The organism is Pantoea sp. LMR881, assembly GCF_027157825.1.
GTDB classification, from domain to species: Bacteria; Pseudomonadota; Gammaproteobacteria; order Enterobacterales; family Enterobacteriaceae; genus Pantoea; species Pantoea haifensis.
Map to the genome: position 1 here is coordinate 1790866 of NZ_JAPVOK010000002.1, position 20523 is coordinate 1811388.

Annotated in this window: 16 protein-coding genes and 2 pseudogenes; 11 read left to right on the plus strand and 7 right to left on the minus strand. The window is 54.6% G+C overall.

The annotated features are described in order from the left end of the window. The first annotated feature begins 146 nt into the window (after positions 1-146). On the plus strand, positions 147-1649 hold the full coding sequence (locus tag O3W44_RS10280; RefSeq protein ID WP_269292981.1) for a helicase HerA-like C-terminal domain-containing protein: 1503 nt from the start codon (positions 147-149) through the stop codon (positions 1647-1649). Between the two features lie 25 nt (positions 1650-1674). After that, positions 1675-2946 (plus strand): DUF445 domain-containing protein, encoded by a 1272-nt coding sequence (locus tag O3W44_RS10285; RefSeq protein ID WP_269292983.1) that lies wholly within the window; start codon positions 1675-1677, stop codon positions 2944-2946. Between the two features lie 60 nt (positions 2947-3006). On the opposite strand, the gene lptG is transcribed toward O3W44_RS10285, so the two are convergent. Both lptG and lptF read right to left on the minus strand, forming a co-directional pair. Then, complete coding sequence (lptG, locus tag O3W44_RS10290; protein WP_269292984.1) at positions 3007-4083, minus strand: LPS export ABC transporter permease LptG; 1077 nt, start codon at positions 4081-4083, stop codon at positions 3007-3009. Next, a complete protein-coding gene (gene lptF / locus O3W44_RS10295) occupies positions 4083-5183 on the minus strand; it encodes an LPS export ABC transporter permease LptF (RefSeq protein ID WP_269292985.1) in 1101 nt (366 codons plus the stop codon). Before lptF ends, lptG begins: the two co-directional genes overlap by 1 nt. A gap of 265 nt (positions 5184-5448) precedes the next feature. Here lptF and pepA point away from each other — a divergent pair, with 265 nt between their 5' ends. The 4 genes and pseudogenes from pepA to O3W44_RS10315 all read left to right on the plus strand — a co-directional run bounded on the left by pepA (position 5449) and on the right by O3W44_RS10315 (position 11041). After that, a complete protein-coding gene (gene pepA / locus O3W44_RS10300) occupies positions 5449-6960 on the plus strand; it encodes a leucyl aminopeptidase (RefSeq protein ID WP_269292986.1) in 1512 nt (503 codons plus the stop codon). A gap of 175 nt (positions 6961-7135) precedes the next feature. Next, positions 7136-7594, plus strand: coding sequence for a DNA polymerase III subunit chi (locus O3W44_RS10305; RefSeq protein ID WP_269292987.1), 459 nt, complete (start codon positions 7136-7138; stop codon positions 7592-7594). A 5-nt stretch (positions 7595-7599) separates the two neighbouring features. Next, the gene (locus O3W44_RS10310) at positions 7600-10455 is read left to right on the plus strand and encodes a valine--tRNA ligase (RefSeq protein WP_269292988.1); all 2856 of its coding nucleotides are present in this window, start codon (positions 7600-7602) and stop codon (positions 10453-10455) included. A gap of 80 nt (positions 10456-10535) precedes the next feature. Then, positions 10536-11041 (plus strand): annotated as a pseudogene (locus tag O3W44_RS10315) (GNAT family N-acetyltransferase). 74 nt (positions 11042-11115) lie between these two features. On the opposite strand, the gene miaE reads toward O3W44_RS10315, so the two are convergent. Next, entirely contained in the window at positions 11116-11877 is a 762-nt protein-coding gene (miaE, locus tag O3W44_RS10320) for a tRNA isopentenyl-2-thiomethyl-A-37 hydroxylase MiaE (protein ID WP_269292989.1), read from the minus strand. Positions 11878-11933: 56 nt separating this feature from the next. After that, complete coding sequence (rraB, locus tag O3W44_RS10325; RefSeq protein WP_269292990.1) at positions 11934-12350, minus strand: ribonuclease E inhibitor RraB; 417 nt, start codon at positions 12348-12350, stop codon at positions 11934-11936. Between the two features lie 162 nt (positions 12351-12512). Between rraB and argF the strand changes: the two are divergent. From argF to ridA, 5 genes and pseudogenes are all read left to right on the plus strand, one after another. Next, positions 12513-13519, plus strand: a pseudogene (gene argF / locus O3W44_RS10330) (ornithine carbamoyltransferase). A gap of 86 nt (positions 13520-13605) precedes the next feature. Next, the gene (locus tag O3W44_RS10335) at positions 13606-13797 is read left to right on the plus strand and encodes a hypothetical protein (RefSeq protein WP_269292991.1); all 192 of its coding nucleotides are present in this window, start codon (positions 13606-13608) and stop codon (positions 13795-13797) included. Further along, positions 13790-14725, plus strand: a complete 936-nt coding sequence (gene pyrB / locus O3W44_RS10340; protein ID WP_269292992.1) for an aspartate carbamoyltransferase — start codon at positions 13790-13792, stop codon at positions 14723-14725. The genes O3W44_RS10335 and pyrB overlap by 8 nt, the downstream gene beginning before the upstream one ends. 12 nt (positions 14726-14737) lie before the next feature. After that, on the plus strand, positions 14738-15202 hold the full coding sequence (gene pyrI, locus O3W44_RS10345; RefSeq protein ID WP_269292993.1) for an aspartate carbamoyltransferase regulatory subunit: 465 nt from the start codon (positions 14738-14740) through the stop codon (positions 15200-15202). 73 nt (positions 15203-15275) lie between these two features. After that, positions 15276-15662, plus strand: a complete 387-nt coding sequence (gene ridA, locus O3W44_RS10350) for a 2-iminobutanoate/2-iminopropanoate deaminase (protein WP_269292994.1) — start codon at positions 15276-15278, stop codon at positions 15660-15662. Positions 15663-15714: 52 nt separating this feature from the next. Here ridA and lplT read toward each other — a convergent pair whose 3' ends face one another. The 3 genes from lplT to O3W44_RS10365 form a co-directional block, all read right to left on the minus strand. Continuing rightward, on the minus strand, positions 15715-16917 hold the full coding sequence (lplT, locus tag O3W44_RS10355) for a lysophospholipid transporter LplT (protein WP_269292995.1): 1203 nt from the start codon (positions 16915-16917) through the stop codon (positions 15715-15717). Continuing rightward, the gene (gene aas / locus O3W44_RS10360) at positions 16914-19064 is read right to left on the minus strand and encodes a bifunctional acyl-ACP--phospholipid O-acyltransferase/long-chain-fatty-acid--ACP ligase (RefSeq protein WP_269292996.1); all 2151 of its coding nucleotides are present in this window, start codon (positions 19062-19064) and stop codon (positions 16914-16916) included. Before aas ends, lplT begins: the two co-directional genes overlap by 4 nt. A gap of 64 nt (positions 19065-19128) precedes the next feature. Continuing rightward, positions 19129-20523 carry an efflux transporter outer membrane subunit gene (locus O3W44_RS10365; RefSeq protein ID WP_269292997.1) on the minus strand — a complete coding sequence of 465 codons (1395 nt, stop codon included), beginning with the start codon at positions 20521-20523 and terminating at the stop codon, positions 19129-19131.

The following is a 20523-nucleotide window of genomic DNA, read 5'->3' on the forward strand; positions in this document are numbered from 1 at the left end:
GGTTAATCTATTCAGTCGTTTTCTCCCAGGCGCGGCATTGCAGAGGGAAGCGTTACGGCTGCTGGCTTTCAGGCAAATCTCTTCTGCTCTGCTGCGCACCGCTTGCTATTCTTCAGAGATAACCTGTCGCCTGAGAGTGGAAAATCATGACCTCCCCGCTGCTGATTGCCCAGACCCCTGATCTACAGCTTCATCTTTTGCCGCAAATGGCTAATCGCCACGGTTTGATTACCGGTGCCACCGGCACCGGCAAAACGGTCACCCTGCAAAAACTGGCTGAATCGTTTTCGGCAGCTGGCGTCCCGGTATTCATGGCTGACGTGAAAGGCGATCTTACCGGCATCGCTGCTGAAGGACAAAGTAGTGAAAAGTTACAGCAGAGGCTGGCAAAGATCGGGGTGACAGAGTGGCAACCGCAGCGTAATCCGGTAATGCTGTGGGATATTTTTGGCGAGAAAGGCCACCCGGTACGCGCTACCGTTTCCGATCTTGGACCTTTAATGTTGGCGCGCCTGCTTAATCTGAATGAAGTACAGAGCGGCGTATTGCAGATTATTTTCCGCATCGCGGACGACCAGGGATTATTGCTACTGGATTTCAAAGATCTGCGCGCCATAACGCAGTATATCGGCGACAACGCGAAGGCTTTTCAAACCCAATACGGTAATATCAACAGCGCCTCGGTGGGGGCGATTCAGCGCGGGCTGCTGGCGCTGGAGCAGCAGGGTGCAGAGCACTTCTTTGGCGAGCCAATGCTCGAAATTGCCGACTGGATGCGCACAGACAGCGAAGGCAAAGGCTTTATTAATATCTTATCGGCAGAAAAGCTTTATCAAATGCCGAAACTCTACGCCACCAGCCTGCTGTGGTTGCTGGCAGAACTGTATGAGCATCTGCCAGAAGCGGGCGATCTGGATAAGCCAAAACTGGTTTTCTTTTTTGATGAAGCGCACCTGCTGTTTAACGATGCGCCGCCTGTGCTGCTGGAAAAAATCGAACAGGTGATCCGCCTGATCCGCTCTAAAGGCGTGGGCGTCTGGTTTGTGACACAAAACCCAGCGGATATTCCTGACAGCGTGCTTGGCCAGCTTGGCAACCGCGTTCAGCATGCGTTGCGCGCCTTTACGCCAAAAGATCAGAAAGCGGTGAAAACCGCCGCTGAAACGCTGCGCGCTAATCCTGCCTTTAATACCGTTGAGGCGATACAGGCTCTCGGCACGGGTGAAGCCCTGATCTCCCTGCTCGATGAAAAGGGCAGCCCGTCAGTGGTTGAGCGGGCAATGGTCATTGCTCCCGGTTCACGCATGGGGCCGGTGAGTACTGACGAGCGTAACGGCTTAATCAATCATTCTCCCCTGTCAGGCAAATATGACAGCGAAGTCGACCGGGAATCGGCTTTTGAACGGCTACAGCAGGGTGTGCAGGCAGCCAGCGAAAACGTCAATGCCCCTGAAGCCAAAGGCAATAAGGTGGCGGTCGATAACGGTATTCTGGGAGGCCTGAAGGATATTTTATTTGGCAGCACCGGCCCGCGTGGGGGTAAGCGTGATGGCATAGTACACACCATGGCAAAAAGCGCCACGCGACAAATTACGCATCAAATTATTCGCGGCGTGCTGGGCAGTTTACTGGGCGGTCGCCGACGCTAACTTTCGTCTCTGCTAAGATCACAACATGGATAAACAACGCGAACTAACACGGACCAAACGTCTGGCGCTGCTGCTGTTACTGCTGGCTGCCGCCACTTTTATCATCACACTTTTTCTTCCGCCCACTATTTATGTCAGCGGCGTAAAAGCGATAGCCGAGGCCGCGATGGTCGGTGCGCTGGCGGACTGGTTTGCCGTCGTTGCGCTGTTTCGTCGCGTTCCGGTGCCCTTTATTTCTCGCCACACGGCAATTATCCCGCGCAACAAAGATCGCATTGGTGACAATCTGGGTCGTTTTGTGCAGGAGAAGTTCCTCGATACTGACTCGCTGCTGAATTTAATTCGTCGTCACGATCCCTCGCGCATGTTAGCGGACTGGCTGAATGCGCCGGGCAACGCTGACCGGGTGGGGCGCCATCTGTTGCAGGTGATGCGCGGCTTTCTCGATCTCACTGACGATGCGCGGATCCAGAACTTTATGCGTCGTGCGGTGCATCGTGCAATTGATAAGGTCGATCTCAGCCAGACCAGCGCGCTACTGCTGGAGAGCCTGACCAAAAATAATCGCCATCAGGAACTGCTGGATGCGGCAGTGGAACAGCTCCTGCGTCTGTTGCATAAACCCGGCACGCGTGAATTTATCGCACTGCAAATCGTACGCTGGCTGAAGCGCGAGCACCCGATTAAGGCCAAAATGCTGCCAACCGAATGGCTTGGCGAACACAGTGCGGAGTTAGTGGCGAATGCAGTGGATTCCCTGCTGGATGATGTGGCAGCCGATCAGGGGCATGAGTTGCGCCTTGGTTTTAACCGTGCCGTTGATCGCCTGATTGATAAGCTGAAGAACGATCCTGAGATGGCCGAGCGCGCAGAAGTGATAAAAAGCTGGCTGAAAGAGGATGCGTCGCTTAATCGCTATATCGGCGAGCTGTGGAACGATCTGCGAGCCTGGCTGAAAGCCGATCTGAGTAGTGACGACTCGCGCGTACAGGAAAAAGTGCGCCTTGCCGCCTTATGGCTGGGCGAAACCCTGGCAGCCGATCAGGCGTTGCGCCATTCGATGAATCAACATCTGGAAGATGCGGCGCGCAGTGTCGCCCCGGAGTTTGCCAGCTTCCTGACGCGCCACATCAGCGATACGGTGAAAAGCTGGGATGCACGCGATATGTCGCAGCAGATTGAGCTGAACATTGGCAAAGACCTGCAGTTTATCCGCATCAACGGTACGCTGGTGGGAGGCACGATTGGATTGATTCTTTTTTTACTGTCACAAGTCCCGACATGGTTGCCTGGGTAAGCCGTTTTTTGATAATAAAAAAGCCGCATCGCTGCGGCTTTTTTTGTGCTGTAACCGGGTCTATCGCCGCTTGATCAACATAAACAGACTGATCGCGAAGAAGGCGAAGCTTGGCAGAATCGCGCCCATGATCGGCGGTAAACCATAAACCAGGCTGAGCGGGCCAAAGATTTGGTCGAGTACGTAAAACAGGAAGCCGAAGCTGATACCCGTGACGACGCGCACACCCATCGACACGCTACGCAGCGGGCCAAAGATAAACGAGAGCGCCATCAGCATCATCACCGCCACAGAAATCGGCTGGAAGATTTTGCTCCACATATTGAGCAAATAGCGTCCCGATTCCTGTCCACTCTGCTTCAGGTATTTACTGTAATTATACAGGCCGCGAATCGACAGCGCGTCGGGATCAAGCGCCACCACGCCCAGCTTGTCTGGCGTCAGGTTAGTTTTCCATTCCCCTCCCAGACTTTGCGAGCCGGTAATCTGCGTCGGATCTTTCAGGTCTGATTCATCGACCTGCGACAGCATCCAACGCTTTTTCTCTGCATCCCAGGTGGCACTGGCCGCGTAACGCACATTCAGTAAGCGACGCTGATCGTTGAAGTTATAGATGCTGACGCCATCGATCTCGTTATCGCCTTTGATGCGCTCAATATAGATAAAGCTGTTGCCATCTTTGGCCCACAAACCATTTTGTGTGGAGACCAGCGCACCGCCATAGAGTTGCTGCGCACGGTAGTTGCGCGCCATCTGTTCGCCCTGCGGTGCCACAAACTCACCGATTGCCATGGTCAGCAGCACCAGCGGAATCGCCGTTTTCATTACCGACAACGCGACCTGCATGCGGGTAAAGCCCGCTGCCTGCATCACCACCAGCTCACTGCGCTGCGCCAGCGTCCCCAGGCCTAACAACGCCCCCAGCAACGCCGCCATGGGAAAGAAGATTTCGATATCTTTCGGCACGCTAAGCAAGGTGTAGTAACCCGCATCGATTGCGGTATACGCACCCTGCCCGGTTTTGCGTAGCTGATCGACAAACTTGATGATGCCGGAAAGTGACACCAGCATGAACAAGGTCAACATAATGGTGTTAAAGATCGTTTTACCGATATAGCGGTCAAGAACGCGAAACATCAGACCGACCCTCCGCGTGTAAAGCGGGCGCGAACGCGACGCATCGGTACCGTATCCCACAGATTAAGCATTACCGCTAACAGCAGGTAACTGATATTAACCACCCACATCCAGATAGCCGGATCGAGACGGCCTTTTGAGCCGCTCGATTTCAATGAGCTTTGCAGCAGGAAGAAGATCAGATAAAGCAGCATCGCGGGCAGCATTGACAACACGCGCCCCTGACGTGGATTCACCACGCTGAGCGGCACCACCATCAGCGCCATCACCAACACCGAGAACACCAAAGTAATGCGCCAGTGCAGCTCCGAGCGGAACGCTGGCGTGTCATTCTGGAACAGGCCGGTGAAGCTCGACTGCTCAGCATCGTTCGGATCGAGCGTGGCCTCTTTGTAGCCAACAATCGCCTGATAGTTATTGAAATCCGTGATACGGAAATCACGCAGCAAGGCGGTGCCTTCAAAGCGCGTGCCTTTATCCAGCGTCACCACTTGCGAGCCGTCGGGACGTTGATCCATATGGCCGCTGTCAGCTAACACTACCGATGGACGCGCGTTGCCTTTTGGACGCAACTGCGCCAGGAAGACGTTGCCAAACTGATTGCCTTTTACGTCTTCGATGAACAGCACCGCGTTCCCGTCGCTGGAGGTCTGGAACTGCCCGGCAGCCAGGGCAGCGGCACCCGGGTTAGCTTTGGCATTCTGCGTCACTTCGTCCTGATAGCGCGACGACCAGGGCCCGAGCCAGATGACATTCACTGCCGCTACCAGCGACGTAAACAACATCAGGACCATGGCAGCCTTCACCAACACCGCTTTGCTCAGGCCACAGGCATGCATAACGGTAATTTCACTTTCCGTATAGAGCCGCCCAAGCGTCATTAAAATCGCCAGAAACAGACTCAAGGGAAGAATAAGTTGTGCCATTTCAGGCACACCAAGTCCTAACAGAGTCAGAACGAGGTTTGTCGGGACTTCGCCATCCACCGCGGCGCCTAAAATCCTGACTAACTTCTGACAAAAGAAGATCAATAGCAGGATGAAGAGGATAGCCAACTGGCTTTTGAGCGTTTCCCGAACCAGATATCTAATGATGATCACGCTTAGTACGCCTGTGAAAACTTGTCTTTTTGCAGGAAAATCGATAGTTTCAACGCTTATTCGCCATTTTTCTTCATCAATGGCCGTCGTCACAGCTAAAATTGTATGACAATTGCGTTTGGGTGGTGAAAAAACAACATCTTGTCACCCCGATTCATTATGACCTTTGGTCGTGAAATGTCATGTTGCTACGCTTAATTATGTCACGAGCGCGCTACATTCTAGCGAGAGCAGCGGCCGTTGTCTTTAAGATTCAGGAGTGTGCATGGAGTTCAGTGTAAAAAGCGGAAGCCCGGAAAAACAACGCAGTGCTTGCATTGTTGTTGGTGTTTTCGAACCGCGTCGTCTCTCACCAATTGCTGAACAGCTGGATAAAATCAGTGACGGCTATATCAGTGCCCTGCTGCGCCGCGGCGAGCTGGAAGGGAAAGTGGGCCAGACGCTGCTGCTGCATCATGTGCCAAACATCCTGTCCGAACGTATTTTGCTGATTGGTTGTGGTAAAGAGCGTGAGCTGGATGAGCGTCAGTATAAACAGGTCATTCAGAAAACCATCAATACCTTAAACGATACCGGTTCAATGGAGGCGGTCTGCTTTCTGACAGAGCTGCACGTTAAAGGACGTAACACCTACTGGAAAGTACGCCAGGCGGTAGAAACCTCCAAAGAGGCACTTTACAACTTCGATCAGTTGAAAAGTAACAAAGCCGAGCCGCGTCGCCCGCTGCGTAAACTGGTATTCAACGTACCGACGCGCCGTGAGCTGACCAGCGGTGAGCGCGCCATTCAGCACGGATTAGCCGTCGCGGCGGGCGTTAAGGCGGCAAAAGATCTGAGCAATATGCCGCCAAACATCTGTAATGCGGCTTATCTGGCTTCACAGGCACGTCAACTGGCTGACGCATTCAGCAAGAACGTGACCACCCGTGTGATTGGCGAGCAGCAGATGAAAGAGCTGGGCATGAACGCCTATCTGGCGGTCGGTGCCGGTTCACAAAACGAATCACTGATGTCGGTAATTGAATACAAAGGTAACCCCGATCCGGAAGCGCGTCCTATCGTGCTGGTGGGTAAAGGTTTGACCTTCGACTCCGGCGGTATTTCTATCAAACCGTCCGACAGCATGGATGAGATGAAGTACGACATGTGCGGTGCGGCTTCGGTCTACGGCGTGATGCGTATGGTGGCGGAACTGAATCTGCCGCTTAATGTAGTCGGTGTGCTGGCAGGCTGTGAAAACATGCCAGATGGGCGTTCAATGCGCCCAGGCGATGTTCTGACGACAATGTCAGGCCAGACTGTTGAAGTGCTGAATACCGATGCGGAAGGCCGTTTAGTGCTGTGCGATGCGCTGACTTATGTTGAGCGTTTCGAGCCGGAAGTGGTGATTGACGTCGCGACCCTGACGGGTGCCTGTGTGGTTGCGCTGGGTCATCACGTTAGCGGTTTGCTGTCGAACCACAATCCGCTGGCGCACGAGCTGATCGGCGCATCAGAGCAGTCGGGTGACCGGGCGTGGCGTCTGCCAATGGCGGATGAATATCAGGATCAGCTGGAATCTAATTTTGCTGATATGGCAAACATTGGTGGCCGCCCTGGTGGTGCCATTACTGCTGCTTGCTTCCTGGCTCGATTTGCGCGCAAATATAACTGGGCGCACCTCGACATCGCGGGTACTGCATGGCGCTCAGGCAAAGCGAAAGGCGCAACCGGTCGTCCGGTGCCGATGCTGTCGCAGTTTCTGTTGAATCGTGCCGGCCTGAACGGCGACGACTAGTTTTCCCCACGCTCTCCTGCTCCACGCGGAGGAGAAAGACGCTGCTTTTGCCCGGCCAGAAAGGCGCACAGAGCAGCGTTTCTCTTTCTGTGGAAGAGAGCCGGGATAAGGGCATCGGCGCGCATCTTACCAGGAGCGACGCAGCGAGCACCTTGACCATTCACAAGGCATCCTCATGAAAAACGCAACCTTCTACGTGATGGAAACCGATGCAGCCAGTGACGGCCTGAGCGCCATCGAAGCCCTGGTCTGCGATCTGGCAGAAACGCGCTGGCGGGCAGGCAAGCGCGTGCTGATCGCCTGTGAAAATGAGCAGCAAGCGATTCGTCTGGACGAGGCGCTGTGGCAACGTCCGGCCAACGCCTTCGTGCCGCATAATCTCGCGGGCGAAGGGCCGCGTTACGGCGCACCGGTTGAGCTGGCCTGGCCACAGCGGCGCGGCAGTTCACCGCGCGATCTGTTAATTAGCCTGCTGCCGCAGTTCGCAGATTTTGCTACTGCTTTCCATGAAGTGATAGACTTCGTTCCTTACGAAGAATCTCTCAAACAGCTGGCGCGCGACCGCTATAAAGCGTACCGCAGCGTTGGTTTCCAATTGAATACGGCAACGCCACCACAGCCGCAAACGACATAGCAGAAATGGAAAAGACATATAACCCGCAAGATATCGAGCAGCCGCTTTACGAGCATTGGGAAAAGCAGGGCTACTTCAAACCGAATGGCGACACCAGCCAGGAAAGCTTTTGCATTATGATCCCGCCGCCGAACGTTACCGGTAGCTTGCACATGGGTCACGCCTTCCAGCAAACCATCATGGACACCATGATCCGCTACCAGCGTATGCAGGGTAAAAATACCTTGTGGCAAGCGGGTACGGACCACGCGGGCATCGCCACGCAGATGGTGGTTGAGCGCAAGATTGCGGCTGAAGAAGGCAAAACGCGCCAGGATTACGGTCGTGATGCCTTCATCGACAAAATCTGGCAGTGGAAAGCGGAATCAGGCGGCACCATCACCCGTCAGATGCGCCGTCTCGGCAACTCGGTTGACTGGGAGCGCGAGCGTTTCACCATGGACGAAGGGCTGTCCAATGCAGTGAAAGAAGTGTTTGTTCGCCTGTATAAAGAGAACCTGATTTACCGTGGCAAGCGCCTGGTGAACTGGGATCCAAAACTGCGCACCGCTATCTCCGACCTCGAAGTGGAAAACCGCGAGAGCAAAGGCTCAATGTGGCACATCCGCTATCCGCTGGCAGACGGCGCAAAAACCGCTGACGGCAAAGATTATCTGGTGGTTGCGACCACCCGCCCGGAAACCCTGCTGGGCGATACCGGCGTCGCGGTTAACCCGGAAGATCCGCGCTATAAAGATCTGATCGGCAAATTTGTCATGCTGCCGCTGGTTAATCGCCTGATCCCGATCGTTGGCGATGAGCACGCCGACATGGAAAAAGGCACTGGCTGCGTGAAGATCACCCCAGCGCATGACTTTAACGACTACGAAGTAGGGCGTCGTCATCAGCTGCCGATGATCAATATCCTGACGTTTGATGGCGATATCCGCGAACGCGCCCAGGTTTATGACACCAATGGCGAAGTCACCGACGTCTGTTCCGATGAGATCCCGGCGCAGTTCCAGAAAATGGAGCGTTTTGCTGCGCGTAAAGCGATTGTGGCAGCGGTTGACGAACTCGGTTTGCTGGACGAAATCAAACCGCACGATCTCACCGTCCCTTACGGCGATCGCGGTGGCGTAGTGATCGAACCGATGCTGACTGACCAGTGGTATGTGCGCACTGCCCCGCTGGCAAAAGTGGCGGTCGAAGCGGTGGAAAACGGCGATATCCAGTTTGTGCCGAAGCAGTATGAAAACATGTACTTCTCCTGGATGCGTGACATTCAGGACTGGTGTATTTCACGCCAGCTGTGGTGGGGACACCGCATTCCGGCGTGGTACGACAACGACGGCAACGTCTATGTCGGACGCACCGAAGAGGAAGTGCGTAGCGAAAACAACCTGGCCGCTGATGTCGCGCTGCGTCAGGATGACGATGTGCTTGATACCTGGTTCTCATCTGGCCTGTGGACCTTCTCTACGCTGGGCTGGCCGGAAAACACAGAAGCACTGCGCACCTTCCACCCCACCAGCGTGCTGGTCAGTGGCTTTGACATCATCTTCTTCTGGATTGCCCGCATGATCATGCTGACCATGCATTTCATTAAAGATGAAAATGGCAAGCCGCAGGTGCCATTCAAAACCGTCTATATGACCGGTTTGATCCGTGATGAAGAAGGCCAGAAGATGTCAAAATCCAAAGGCAACGTGATTGATCCGCTGGATATGGTTGACGGCATTTCACTGGATGCGCTGCTGGAAAAACGTACCGGTAACATGATGCAGCCGCAGCTGGCTGAAAAAATCCGTAAGCGCACCGAGAAGCAGTTCCCGAACGGCATTGAGCCGTCAGGCACCGATGCGCTGCGCTTCACGCTTGCTGCGCTGGCCTCTACCGGTCGTGATATCAACTGGGACATGAAGCGTCTCGAAGGTTACCGCAACTTCTGTAATAAGCTGTGGAACGCCAGCCGCTTTGTGTTGATGAACACCGAAGAGCAGGATTGCGGCCAGAACGGTGGCGAAATGACGCTGTCGCTGGCGGATCGCTGGATCCTGACTGAGTTCAACAGCACGGTGAAAGCCTACCGTGAGGCGCTGGACAGCTACCGTTTCGACATTGCAGCCAACCTGCTGTATGACTTCACCTGGAACCAGTTCTGTGACTGGTATCTGGAGCTGACCAAGCCAGTGATGAACAGCGGCAGCGAATCTGAACTGCGCGGCACCCGTCATACGCTGGTACATGTTCTGGAAGCCCTGCTGCGCCTGGCGCATCCAATTATTCCTTTTATCACTGAAACCATCTGGCAGCGTGTGAAAGTGCTGAAAAACATCAGCGACGACACCATCATGCTGCAGCCTTTCCCGCAGTATGAGGCGGCGAAAGAGGATGCCGAGGCAAAAGCGGACATCGACTGGATGAAACAGGCGATCGTGGCGGTGCGTAACATTCGTGCTGAAATGAACATTGCGCCGAGCAAGCCACTGGATGTTCTGCTGCGCGATGCGTCACCGGCTGCGCTGCGTCGCGTTGAAGACAACCGCAACTTCCTGTCGCGCCTGGCGCGTCTGGCGAGCCTGACCGTTCTGCCTGCGGGCGAGAAAGGCCCGGTTTCCGTCACCAAAATCGTGGAAGGCGCTGAGCTGTTAATTCCGATGGCAGATTTAGTGGATAAAGCCGCTGAACTGGAGCGTCTGGCGAAAGAGCTGGTTAAGCTGGACGTAGAAATCGATAAGATTCAGGTTAAGCTGGCGAACGAAGGCTTTGTTTCCCGCGCCCCGGAAGCGGTGGTAGTGAAAGAGCGTGAGCGCATGGCCGATCTGGAGCAATCGAAAGCAAAACTGATTGAACAGCAAGGCGTGATTGCGGCATTGTAAACGTTTAGTCTGATCGCTTAATTATCAAGCCGGGCTAGCCCGGCTTTTTTCATTTATTTGAGAAAGATTTGGAAAAGATAATGAAGACTACCGCAACGCGACACGATCTTATCGTGCGCCCAATCGCTGCTGCCGACAATCCGCATATTGCACAGGTTATCCGCGATGTTTCCGCAGAGTTTGGGCTAACTGCCGATAAAGGTTATACCGTTTCCGATCCTGACCTCGATCGGCTGTTTGAGCTGTACCGCGCGGAACACAGCGCCTACTGGATTATTGAATATCAGGGCAAGGTCATGGGCGGTGGCGGTGTCGCTCCTTTGGCCTGTAGCGCCCCCGATATTTGTGAACTGCAAAAATGTATTTCCTGCCGGAAGTGCGCGGGCTGGGTTTAGCGCGTGAACTGGCGATGTGTGCAATGGAACATGCGCGCCAGCGGGGCTTTCGTCGCTGCTATCTGGAAACCACAGCCAGCCTGACGCGCGCGGTTAAACTCTACGAATCGCTGGGTTTTGAGCTGACAGACAACGCGATGGGCTGCACCGGACATAACGACTGTGAAGTACGGATGTTAAAAGCTCTCTGAGAGAATGCTCGCCATCTCTTTTTCCCGTTTCTCCCCGTTTAGGGGGAGAACATCATGCATGGCCACAGAAGAGATTAAAAAGCCGGGACGCCGCTGTGGAAACGCAGCTCGTTATCGGGTTCAGTGATTAACTGCCTTTCTGTTTCTCCAATCGCCTTTACACGCGGTGCGATATCCTTCGGCGAAATCTGCGCAGCCAGTGCTAAGTAATCCTGATAGTGGCGCGCTTCCGAACGCAGCAGCGAGATATAAAATTTCTCCAGCTCACTGTCCAGATAAGGCGCCAGGCTGGCAAAACGTTCGCAGGATCGCGCTTCGATATAGGCACCACAAATCAGTTTATCCACCAGCGTATCCGGCTCATGCGTGGTCACTTCGCGCAGCAGCGATTTGGCGTAGCGGCTGGAGGTGATTTTTTGGTAAACCAGCCCGCGTGACTGCATAATTTCCCAAACCTGATAAAAATGGTGCAGCTCTTCTTTAATCAACAACACCATTTTTTCGACCAGATCATCCGCCCACGGCAGTTCATTACGAACAATGATGCTTTTGGTCAGGTTCTTGTGCGCGTTGATAAAATTGCTGTCACCATCCTCACGGAAGATGAAATTTTCATACGGCTTCAGCCAGGCCAGAATGGCGTCGCCGCTCGGCTTGTCAGCCACATATTTGCGGATCAGCCAGACAGCGGTTTGCGCTGCTTTTAGCTCACAGACCAAATGATCGGTCAGTAACAGCGTCAGGTTTTCCGGCTTGCGCGCCTCGTCAATCCAGGCTTGTGGGGTACGGCAGCGAAGGAACTGAAGGACAGGTTCAAGTAAAAGTGCGTAGTTCATCGAATTAAAACGTGACTGGAAAAGAGAGAAAGGCGGAGCATGCTCCGCCTGCTAAATTAGTGGCGGATGCCATCATCCTCATCGTCAATGGCTTCGCCATCGTCTTCATCTTCAGCGTCGGGGTCTTCAAAATAGGTTCCCCAGCCGTCGTAATCGACATTGTATTTACCGGCCAGATTCACCAGTTGTTCAACCTGCGCGTCAATCAGTTCCGGGTTCAGCGCGGCTTCGCTGAGGATATCGACGCACATCACCGTACTGCCATCTTCCAGCTCCAGCTCTTCCGGCTCGGTCACTTCGTAACCCAGCTTAAAGGCATCAACCGCCGCTTTTTCCAGCGAATCGAAGTTGTTGCAGGAGAGATGATGCTCAATGGTATAGAGCGCGTCGGGATCGCTGCCATCCTCCAGCAGCTCTTCAATGATCAGGCGCGTCTCTTCACGCTGCTCTTCCAACAATGCTTCATATGCCATGGCGATGTCCTCTCTGAGTTCGGCAATAAACAATTATTTTCCCACACTGCCCGGCGCGCCACTACACAAAACGAAAAGTTTATTCGCGCTGGGGTTGAAAATGCATATTCATACGGTTAGATTGAATTTTAATTCATTTAGTATGGTTACATGGAGTGCTGTATGAGTCAGCTTTATCAACGCCATTTCCTTAGGCTGATGGATTTTTCCCCTGCCGAAATCGATTATTTACTGACCCTTTCTGCTGAATTAAAACGTGCTAAAAAAATGCGAGCGAAACGCAGTATCTGAAAGGCAAAAACATTGCGCTCATCTTCGAAAAAGACTCGACCCGTACACGATGCTCTTTCGAAGTTGCCGCTTACGATCAGGGCGCTAACGTGACGTATCTTGGCCCAAGTGGCAGCCAGATTGGTCATAAAGAGTCGATGAAAGATACCGCGCGCGTGCTGGGCCGCATGTATGACGGCATTCAGTATCGCGGTTACGGCCAGCCGCTGGTTGAAACTCTGGCTGAGCATGCTGGCGTACCGGTCTGGAACGGTTTAACCACGGAGTTTCACCCGACTCAGCTGCTCGCCGACTTGCTCACGATGCAGGAACATCTGCCCGCTAAAAAGCTGAATGAGATGACGCTGGTCTATGTCGGTGATGCACGTAACAACATGGGTAACAGCATGTTGGAAGCCGCGGCGCTGACAGGCCTGGATCTGCGTCTGGTGGCGCCAAAAGGCTGCTGGCCAGAAGAGGAGCTGGTTGCGCATTGCCGTCAGGCAGGGGAGCAAACCCACGCTAAAATTACCCTGACCGAAAATATTGCTGAAGGCGTAAAAGATGCCGACTTCATCTATACCGATGTTTGGGTATCGATGGGCGAAGACAAAGCGGTCTGGGAAGAACGCATCGCGTTACTGCGCGGCTATCAGGTCAACAGCGCGATGCTGGCGCAGACCGGCAACCCTGAGGTGAAGTTCCTGCACTGCCTGCCCGCTTTCCACGATGATCAAACCACGCTGGGTCGTCAGATGGCGGAACAGTACGGTTTGCATAACGGTATGGAAGTCAGTAACGAGGTATTTGAATCCTCACACAGCATTGTGTTTGACCAGGCTGAAAATCGCATGCACACCATTAAAGCGGTAATGGTCGCCACGCTGGGTCAGCGTTAATTTAACCGTTATTCATCAGGTTGCAGATACTATGAGCGCAGGCGCAAACGTTTTCCTTGCGTGCGATTTATCCTTGAAGCAAATTAATGGATGCGTATAATGCGCCACAATTTGCCGGAGGAAACATGCAACAGTGCAGCGGACAATTTGACGCTCAATCTCGCCTGAATGCAGGCGGCGTGTTTCTTTCCGTCATCGACCCGATCTTAAAAAAGCCCCTTATGCAGGGGCTTTTTTTGCCTGTCATCCGGCCGCGCAGAGGAGAGAGCTATGGCTAACCCGCTATATCGCAAGCACATTATTTCAATTAACGATCTCAGCCGTGACGAGCTTGAGCTGGTGCTGCATACCGCCGCGCAGCTCAAAGCCAACCCGCAGCCGGAGCTACTGAAACACAACGTTATCGCAAGCTGTTTCTTTGAGGCCTCGACCCGTACACGTCTGTCATTTGAAACCGCTATCCATCGTCTCGGTGCCTCTGTGGTGGGGTTTGCCGACGGCAGCAATACCTCGCTGGGTAAAAAAGGCGAAACCCTGGCTGACACCCTTTCCGTCATTAGCACTTATGTGGATGCGATTGTGATGCGCCATCCGCAAGAAGGCGCAGCGCGTCTGGCAACGGAATTTTCTGGCGGTATCCCGATTCTGAACGCCGGTGATGGCGCGAATCAGCATCCGACCCAAACGCTGCTCGATCTGTTTACCATTCGCGAAACACAAAGTCGCCTCGATCATCTCAACGTGGCGATGGTGGGTGATTTGAAATATGGCCGCACCGTGCACTCACTGACGCAGGCGCTGGCTAAGTTTGATGGCAACCGCTTCTTCTTTATCGCGCCCGATGCGCTGGCAATGCCGGCCTATATCACCGACATGTTAGACGAGCAGAATATCGCCTGGTCACGCCATGACAGCTTTGAAGAGGTGATGCCGGAGCTGGATATTCTCTACATGACGCGCGTACAGAAAGAGCGTCTCGACCCCTCTGAATATGCCAATGTGAAAGCGCAGTTTATCTTACGCGCTGCCGATCTGGCCGGTGCGCGTGACAACATGAAAGTGCTGCACCCGCTGCCTCGTATTGACGAAATCACCACCGATGTCGACAAAACGCCCTACGCCTGGTATTTCCAACAGGCCGGTAACGGCATCTATGCGCGCCAGGCTCTGCTGGCATTAGTCCTCAACAGCGAACTCGCCCTGTAAGGAGCAATCACGATGACTCACGATAATAAGTTACAGGTCGAAGCAATCAAACGCGGCACGGTCATCGACCACATTCCCGCGCACGTTGGCTTTAAGCTATTGTCTCTGTTCCGCCTGACTGAAACGGAACAGCGCATCACTATTGGTTTAAACCTGCCGTCGGGTGAAATGGGCCGCAAAGATCTGATCAAAATTGAGAACACTTTTCTTACTGACGATCAGGTTAATCAGCTGGCGGTCTATGCACCACACGCCACAGTGAACCGCATTGATGAGTATGAAGTGGTCGCAAAAATTGCCCCAACGCTGCCGGAACGTATCGAACGTATCCTGACCTGCCCGAACAGCAACTGCATCAGCCGCAGTGAACCGGTGTTCTCCAGCTTTGCGGTAAAACAGCGCGCTGATGATGTGCATCTGAAGTGTAAATATTGCGAGAAAGAGTTCGCACGCCACGTGGTGCTTGGTCACTGGTAATCACTCTTGTCACCTTTATAATGATTTTTTCGGCGGCGTAGTGCCGCCTTCGTGCCAAAACTCAGGAGCTAAAATGTCTCGCGAAATCAGTACGGAAAAAGCACCCGCTGCAATCGGCCCTTACGTCCAGGGCGTTGACCTTGGCAGCATGATTATTACCTCTGGTCAGATCCCGGTTAATCCTGCCACGGGTGCAGTCGCAGATGACGTATCAGCGCAGGCGCGTCAGTCTCTGGAAAATGTGAAGGCGATTGTTGAAGCGGCTGGTCTGAAAGTCGGCGACATTGTAAAAACCACCGTGTTCGTGAAGGATTTGAATGACTTCGCTACCGTGAATGCGACCTATGAAGCCTTTTTTACCGAGCACGACGCCAGCTTCCCGGCGCGTTCGTGTGTGGAAGTGGCTCGCCTGCCGAAAGATGTGAAAATTGAGATCGAGGCGATTGCCGTTCGCCGCTAAGGCTACTCCCCGGTTTTCGTTCAGTGGATGGGCGAAAACCGGGGTGACGGTATCAGGCCCGTTGTTCAGACGGACGCCACACCCACAGCGCGGCAATAACCAGCGCGAACAGGGTGCCGAAGCCAACACCGGTTGCAACGGCCGGCGCGCCAGCTTTAATCGCCAGCGTATACAGTCCTAACATCACCAGCATCGCGCTGTTTTCCCCAAGATTCTGCACCGCAATTGCATTCCCCGATCCCACGCTGCGTTTGCCGCGCGCCTGTAACAGCGCATTGAGCGGCACCACAAAAAAGCCACCCAGTGCACCGATCACCATCAGCAGCAGATAAGCGTGCATCAAACTCTGCTGCACAGAGAAAATCACCACCATCACGCCAATCAGTACACCCGCAGGCATACAGCGACGCACCGTTTCCAGCGTCACCAGTTTGGCCGCCGCCGCTGCACCGATAACGATACCGATCGCCACCATCGCATTCAGCGTGGTCGGCGTTTTGTTATCGCTGATCCCCAGTGCCACTGGCACCCACAGCACCAGCAGAAAACGCAGCGTAACGCCTGCGCCCCAGAACAAACTGGTGCCAAGCAGGGAAAAGCGTGTTTCGGCGTTATGCCACAGCACCCGGCAGGCAGAGCTGAAGTTGGTCAACATCGCGACGAAGTGCCAGCTTTGACCCGCACGCGCCGCCTGTAACTTCGGGATAAACAGGTTAGCCACGACTGCAATGCCGTAAGTCAGGGCGCAGGCCGCTAACGCCGCAATCAGGTTCCAGTCCGCTAAAAATCCGCCAGCTACCGAACCAAGCAGAATCGCGGCGATAGTAGAGCCTTCCATCAATCCGTTGGCTTTGACCAGCTTTTCACCCAGGACAATTTCCCCCAGGATGCCATATTTCGCCGGTGAATAAGCCGCTGCGCCTACGCCGACCAGCGTATAGCCCAAAAACGGGTTAAAGCCAAAGCAGATCACCAGCGCACCCAGCAGCTTCAGGCTATTGGCAAACATCATCACGCGCCCTTTGGCAAAGCTGTCCGCCATCTGTCCGACAAAGGGTGCCAGCAAGATGTAAGTGCCGACGAAAAGCATCTGCAAGACTGGCTGGCTCCAGTCGGGATAAAACTGACTTTTCAGCACCGCCAGGGTGGCAAACAACAAGGCATTATCGCCAAACGCAGAGAAAAACTGCGCCACGATCACCGCTAACATGCCGCGCGACATAAGCGGGACATTCATTTCTGATGCAGCACTCATGCCTGCTCCTCTTCCGCCATTTTCTTCAGGGTGACGTAATCAGGCTTACCGCTACCCAGCAGCGGTAGCGGTTTTAATACGCGGATATCACGCGGTAGCGCCAGTTCTGGCGCGCCCAGCTCTCGCGCCGCTTTTTGCAGCCGCTCGCGCGTCAGTTCGCTGTCGGTAGTAAACAGCACTAACGCTTCGCCACGCTGTCCATCCGGGCGCAGTGAGGAGGCATGCTGCTTATCCGGCGAGGCTTTTAGCGCAATCTGCTCAACCTTCTCCAGCGAGACCATTTCACCGGCGATTTTGGCAAAGCGTTTGGCCCGGCCCTCAATCTGACAGAAGCCGGCCTCATCAAAGCTGACGATGTCGCCCGTGTCGTACCAACCGGCTTCCAGCTGCCCTTCACCGTTATCTGCCGCTGGCGTTTCCAGCACGCCCGGATTCTCAACGCGCAGATACCCTTTCATCACGTTCGGCCCGCGTAGCTGCAAGCGCCCTCCCTTTTCAATGCCTGGCACCGACATCAGACGCGAGTCCATCCCCGGCAAAATGCGCCCCACAGTATGCGCTTTCGCTGCCATCGGCACGTTGATCGCCACGACCGGCGCGCACTCCGTCACGCCATAACCTTCCAGGATGCGAATACCGTACTTGTCGGCGTAAAGCTGGCGGGTGTTTTCCTGCAATTTCTCCGCACCGGCGACGACGTAACGCAGGCGGGCGAAATCGTAAGGCGCAGCGAAGCGCGCATAGTTGCCCAGAAAAGTCGAGGTGCCAAACAGCACGGTACAGTTTCGGTCATAGACCAGTTCAGGCACGATGCGGTAATGCAGCGGGCTGGGATAGAGAAACACCTGCGCGCCGGTCATCAGCGGCGTAAACAATCCCACCGTCAGGCCGAATGCGTGGAACAGCGGCAGCGCCGACATAAAGCGATCGCGTGGGGTGAAATCCGCTACCGTGCGAATCTGCTCGACGTTAGCCAGCAGGCTTTTGTGAGAATGCACCACGCCTTTTGGATTGCCTTCTGAGCCGGAAGTAAACAGCACCATTGCAGCATCTTCGGGTTGTTGCGCTACCTGCGCACGATGCGGCATCAGTAAATGCGCGAGGATCCACAGCTTATCTTTTAACGTCACGGTCTCTTTCAAATCTTCCAGAAAGATCCATTTCACCTCACTCAGCCCTTCTGGCAGATGCCACAAGTCTCCTTTGTCGAGGAACTGGCGCGAGGTAAATACCGTTTTCACCTGCGAAGCGGTCAGCGCGGCACGCATGCCGTTAACGCCTGCGGTGTAGTTGAGCATCGCCGGTACGCGGCCACGCATTGATGCGCCCAGAATTGCCGCCGCCGTCACTGTTGCATTGGGCAACAGCAAGCCAACATAATCGTTTTGCTGGCTGTAACGCTCCAGAATACGCCCCACACCCAGCGTCTTCTTGAGCAATCCGGTGTAGCTGTCAGGGGTAAAATTAATATCTTCGATGCAGCGTTTAAACGCGCCGTAGCGGGTTCGCGCGTTGAGGAAAGCCTCAAACAGCGTTTCGCGCGGGCGAACCGCCATGCGCGCTTCCATCATCACATGGTGCAAATGTTCGCCTGCCAGCGTGCGGCGTTCACGCGCACGTTTCGCGTCGGGCATCGGGATGCGCGTGGCGGGTAAAATGCTGAGGGTAATACGCGGAAACAGCCGACGCTTAAAGACGCCCGCCAGACGACCAAACGGCGTATATTCTGCGCCTTCAATGCGCATCGGCACCACGTTCGCGCCGGACTTCGCTGCAACAAATCCCGCGCCGCTGTAAATCTTCATCAGCGATCCGGTAACCGTGATGCGGCCTTCCGGGAAAATCACTACCGGACGGCCGCTGTTAATCACCTGAACCAGATGCTTAAGTGACATCGGCTTCGTGGGATCGAGCGGCACGAACTCAATCATCGGCCGCAGAATACGCATAAACCACTTTTCACTGATAGTGGAATAGACCGCGAACACCGGTTTGATCGGCAAAAACAGAACCAGCAAGACGCCATCAAGAAATGACATGTGGTTAGGTGTAATCAGCACCTTCTGTTTATGCAGTTCCGCAACGTCGCCACGCAGCTCAACGCGCCATAGCAGGCGGAAAACCAGACGTAAAAATGTGAGTAACATGCCAGCTCCATAGCATCGTCAAAAAAGGGTCTTCACGATGCAGGATTTGAGCGTGTTCGACAACCTAATTATGTGACCATCCACCGCCCAAAGCCGCAATCAGCGCCACGCTACTCACCCACTGGGTGCTTTGTAACGACAGCAGATTTTGCTGCTCGCTCAGGCTGCTGTTTTCTGTGGTTGCCACGTCAAGGTAATCGATCATGCCGGCATCATACTGATTACGGGTAACGCGCGCTGACTCCTGTGCTGCGTCGGTGGCGCGCTGCTGTGAAGCGATCTCGCCCTGTAAGGTGTTCAGCTCAACCAGTTCATCTTCGACTTCCTGCAATGCCTCCAGCACCGTTTGGCGGTAACTGGCCACGCTGGCGTCATAGGAGGCACGCGCCTGATCAACCTGCGCGGAAGTGGCGCCAAAATCGAGCAGCGTGCCGCTTAATTCCGGCCCAAGCGACCAGACGCGGTTAGGCAAGGAGAAAAGATTATGTAGTGACGATGAGCTGACGCCACCGCTGGCGCTGAGGGTCAGATCGGGGAAGTAACCGGCAATTGCTACGCCCACTGCGGCATTGGCCGCCGCCACGTTACGTTCGGCGTACGCGATGTCAGGACGACGCTGTAGCAGCTGCGTTGGCAGCGCCGCCGGAATCGCAGGCAGCGTGGCCTCCAGCTTCGCCACTGGCAGGCTGAAATCAGCGGGCGCTTTCCCCACCAGCAGGGCAATAGCGTGCTCCATCTGGGCGCGCTGCCACTGATAATCCTGGGCTGAGGCGCGCGCGCTTTCCAGCTGCATCTGCGCCTGCGCTAAGGTGGCGCGTGATTCACTGCCAGTCTGATATTTGTTTTCAATCACCGTCAGATAACGCTGATACGCGGCAATACTCCGCTGATACAGCGCGATCTTCTGATCCATGATGCGCAGCTGAAAGTAATCCTGCGCCAGTTCAGACTGTGCGCTTAGCGTGATATTTGCCAGTTCTGCGGCACTCGCCTGCGCACTGGCCCGATTTTCTTCCAGCGTGCGACGCAGCTTGCCCCATAAATCAAGTTCCCAACTGGCACTCAGCTCTGCCTGATGGCTGCTGCTGGTGGTGCGTTGATTGCTGTTGGTTGTTGTCGCATAGCTGCCGCTGCGCGACACACTGCCGTCATAGCCGAGCGACGGAAACAATTCAGCGCGTGACTGCGACGCCAGCGCCTGTGCCTGGCGATACTGTGCCGCATAGTTGGCAACATTCTGGTTGGAAATCGTCACCTGGCTTAACAGGCTGCTCAGTGTGGCGTCGTGATAGACCGCCCACCACTCACCTTTTTGCTGCTCATCCAGCGGCGTAGCCTGCTGCCAGCCTTTGGCTTCTTTGTAGTGCACCGGCATTGCTATTGCTGGTCGCTGATAATCGGGGCCAAGGGTACAGCCGCTCAGCAGCAGCACCAGCATAACGGGGGTAAAAATTTTCAT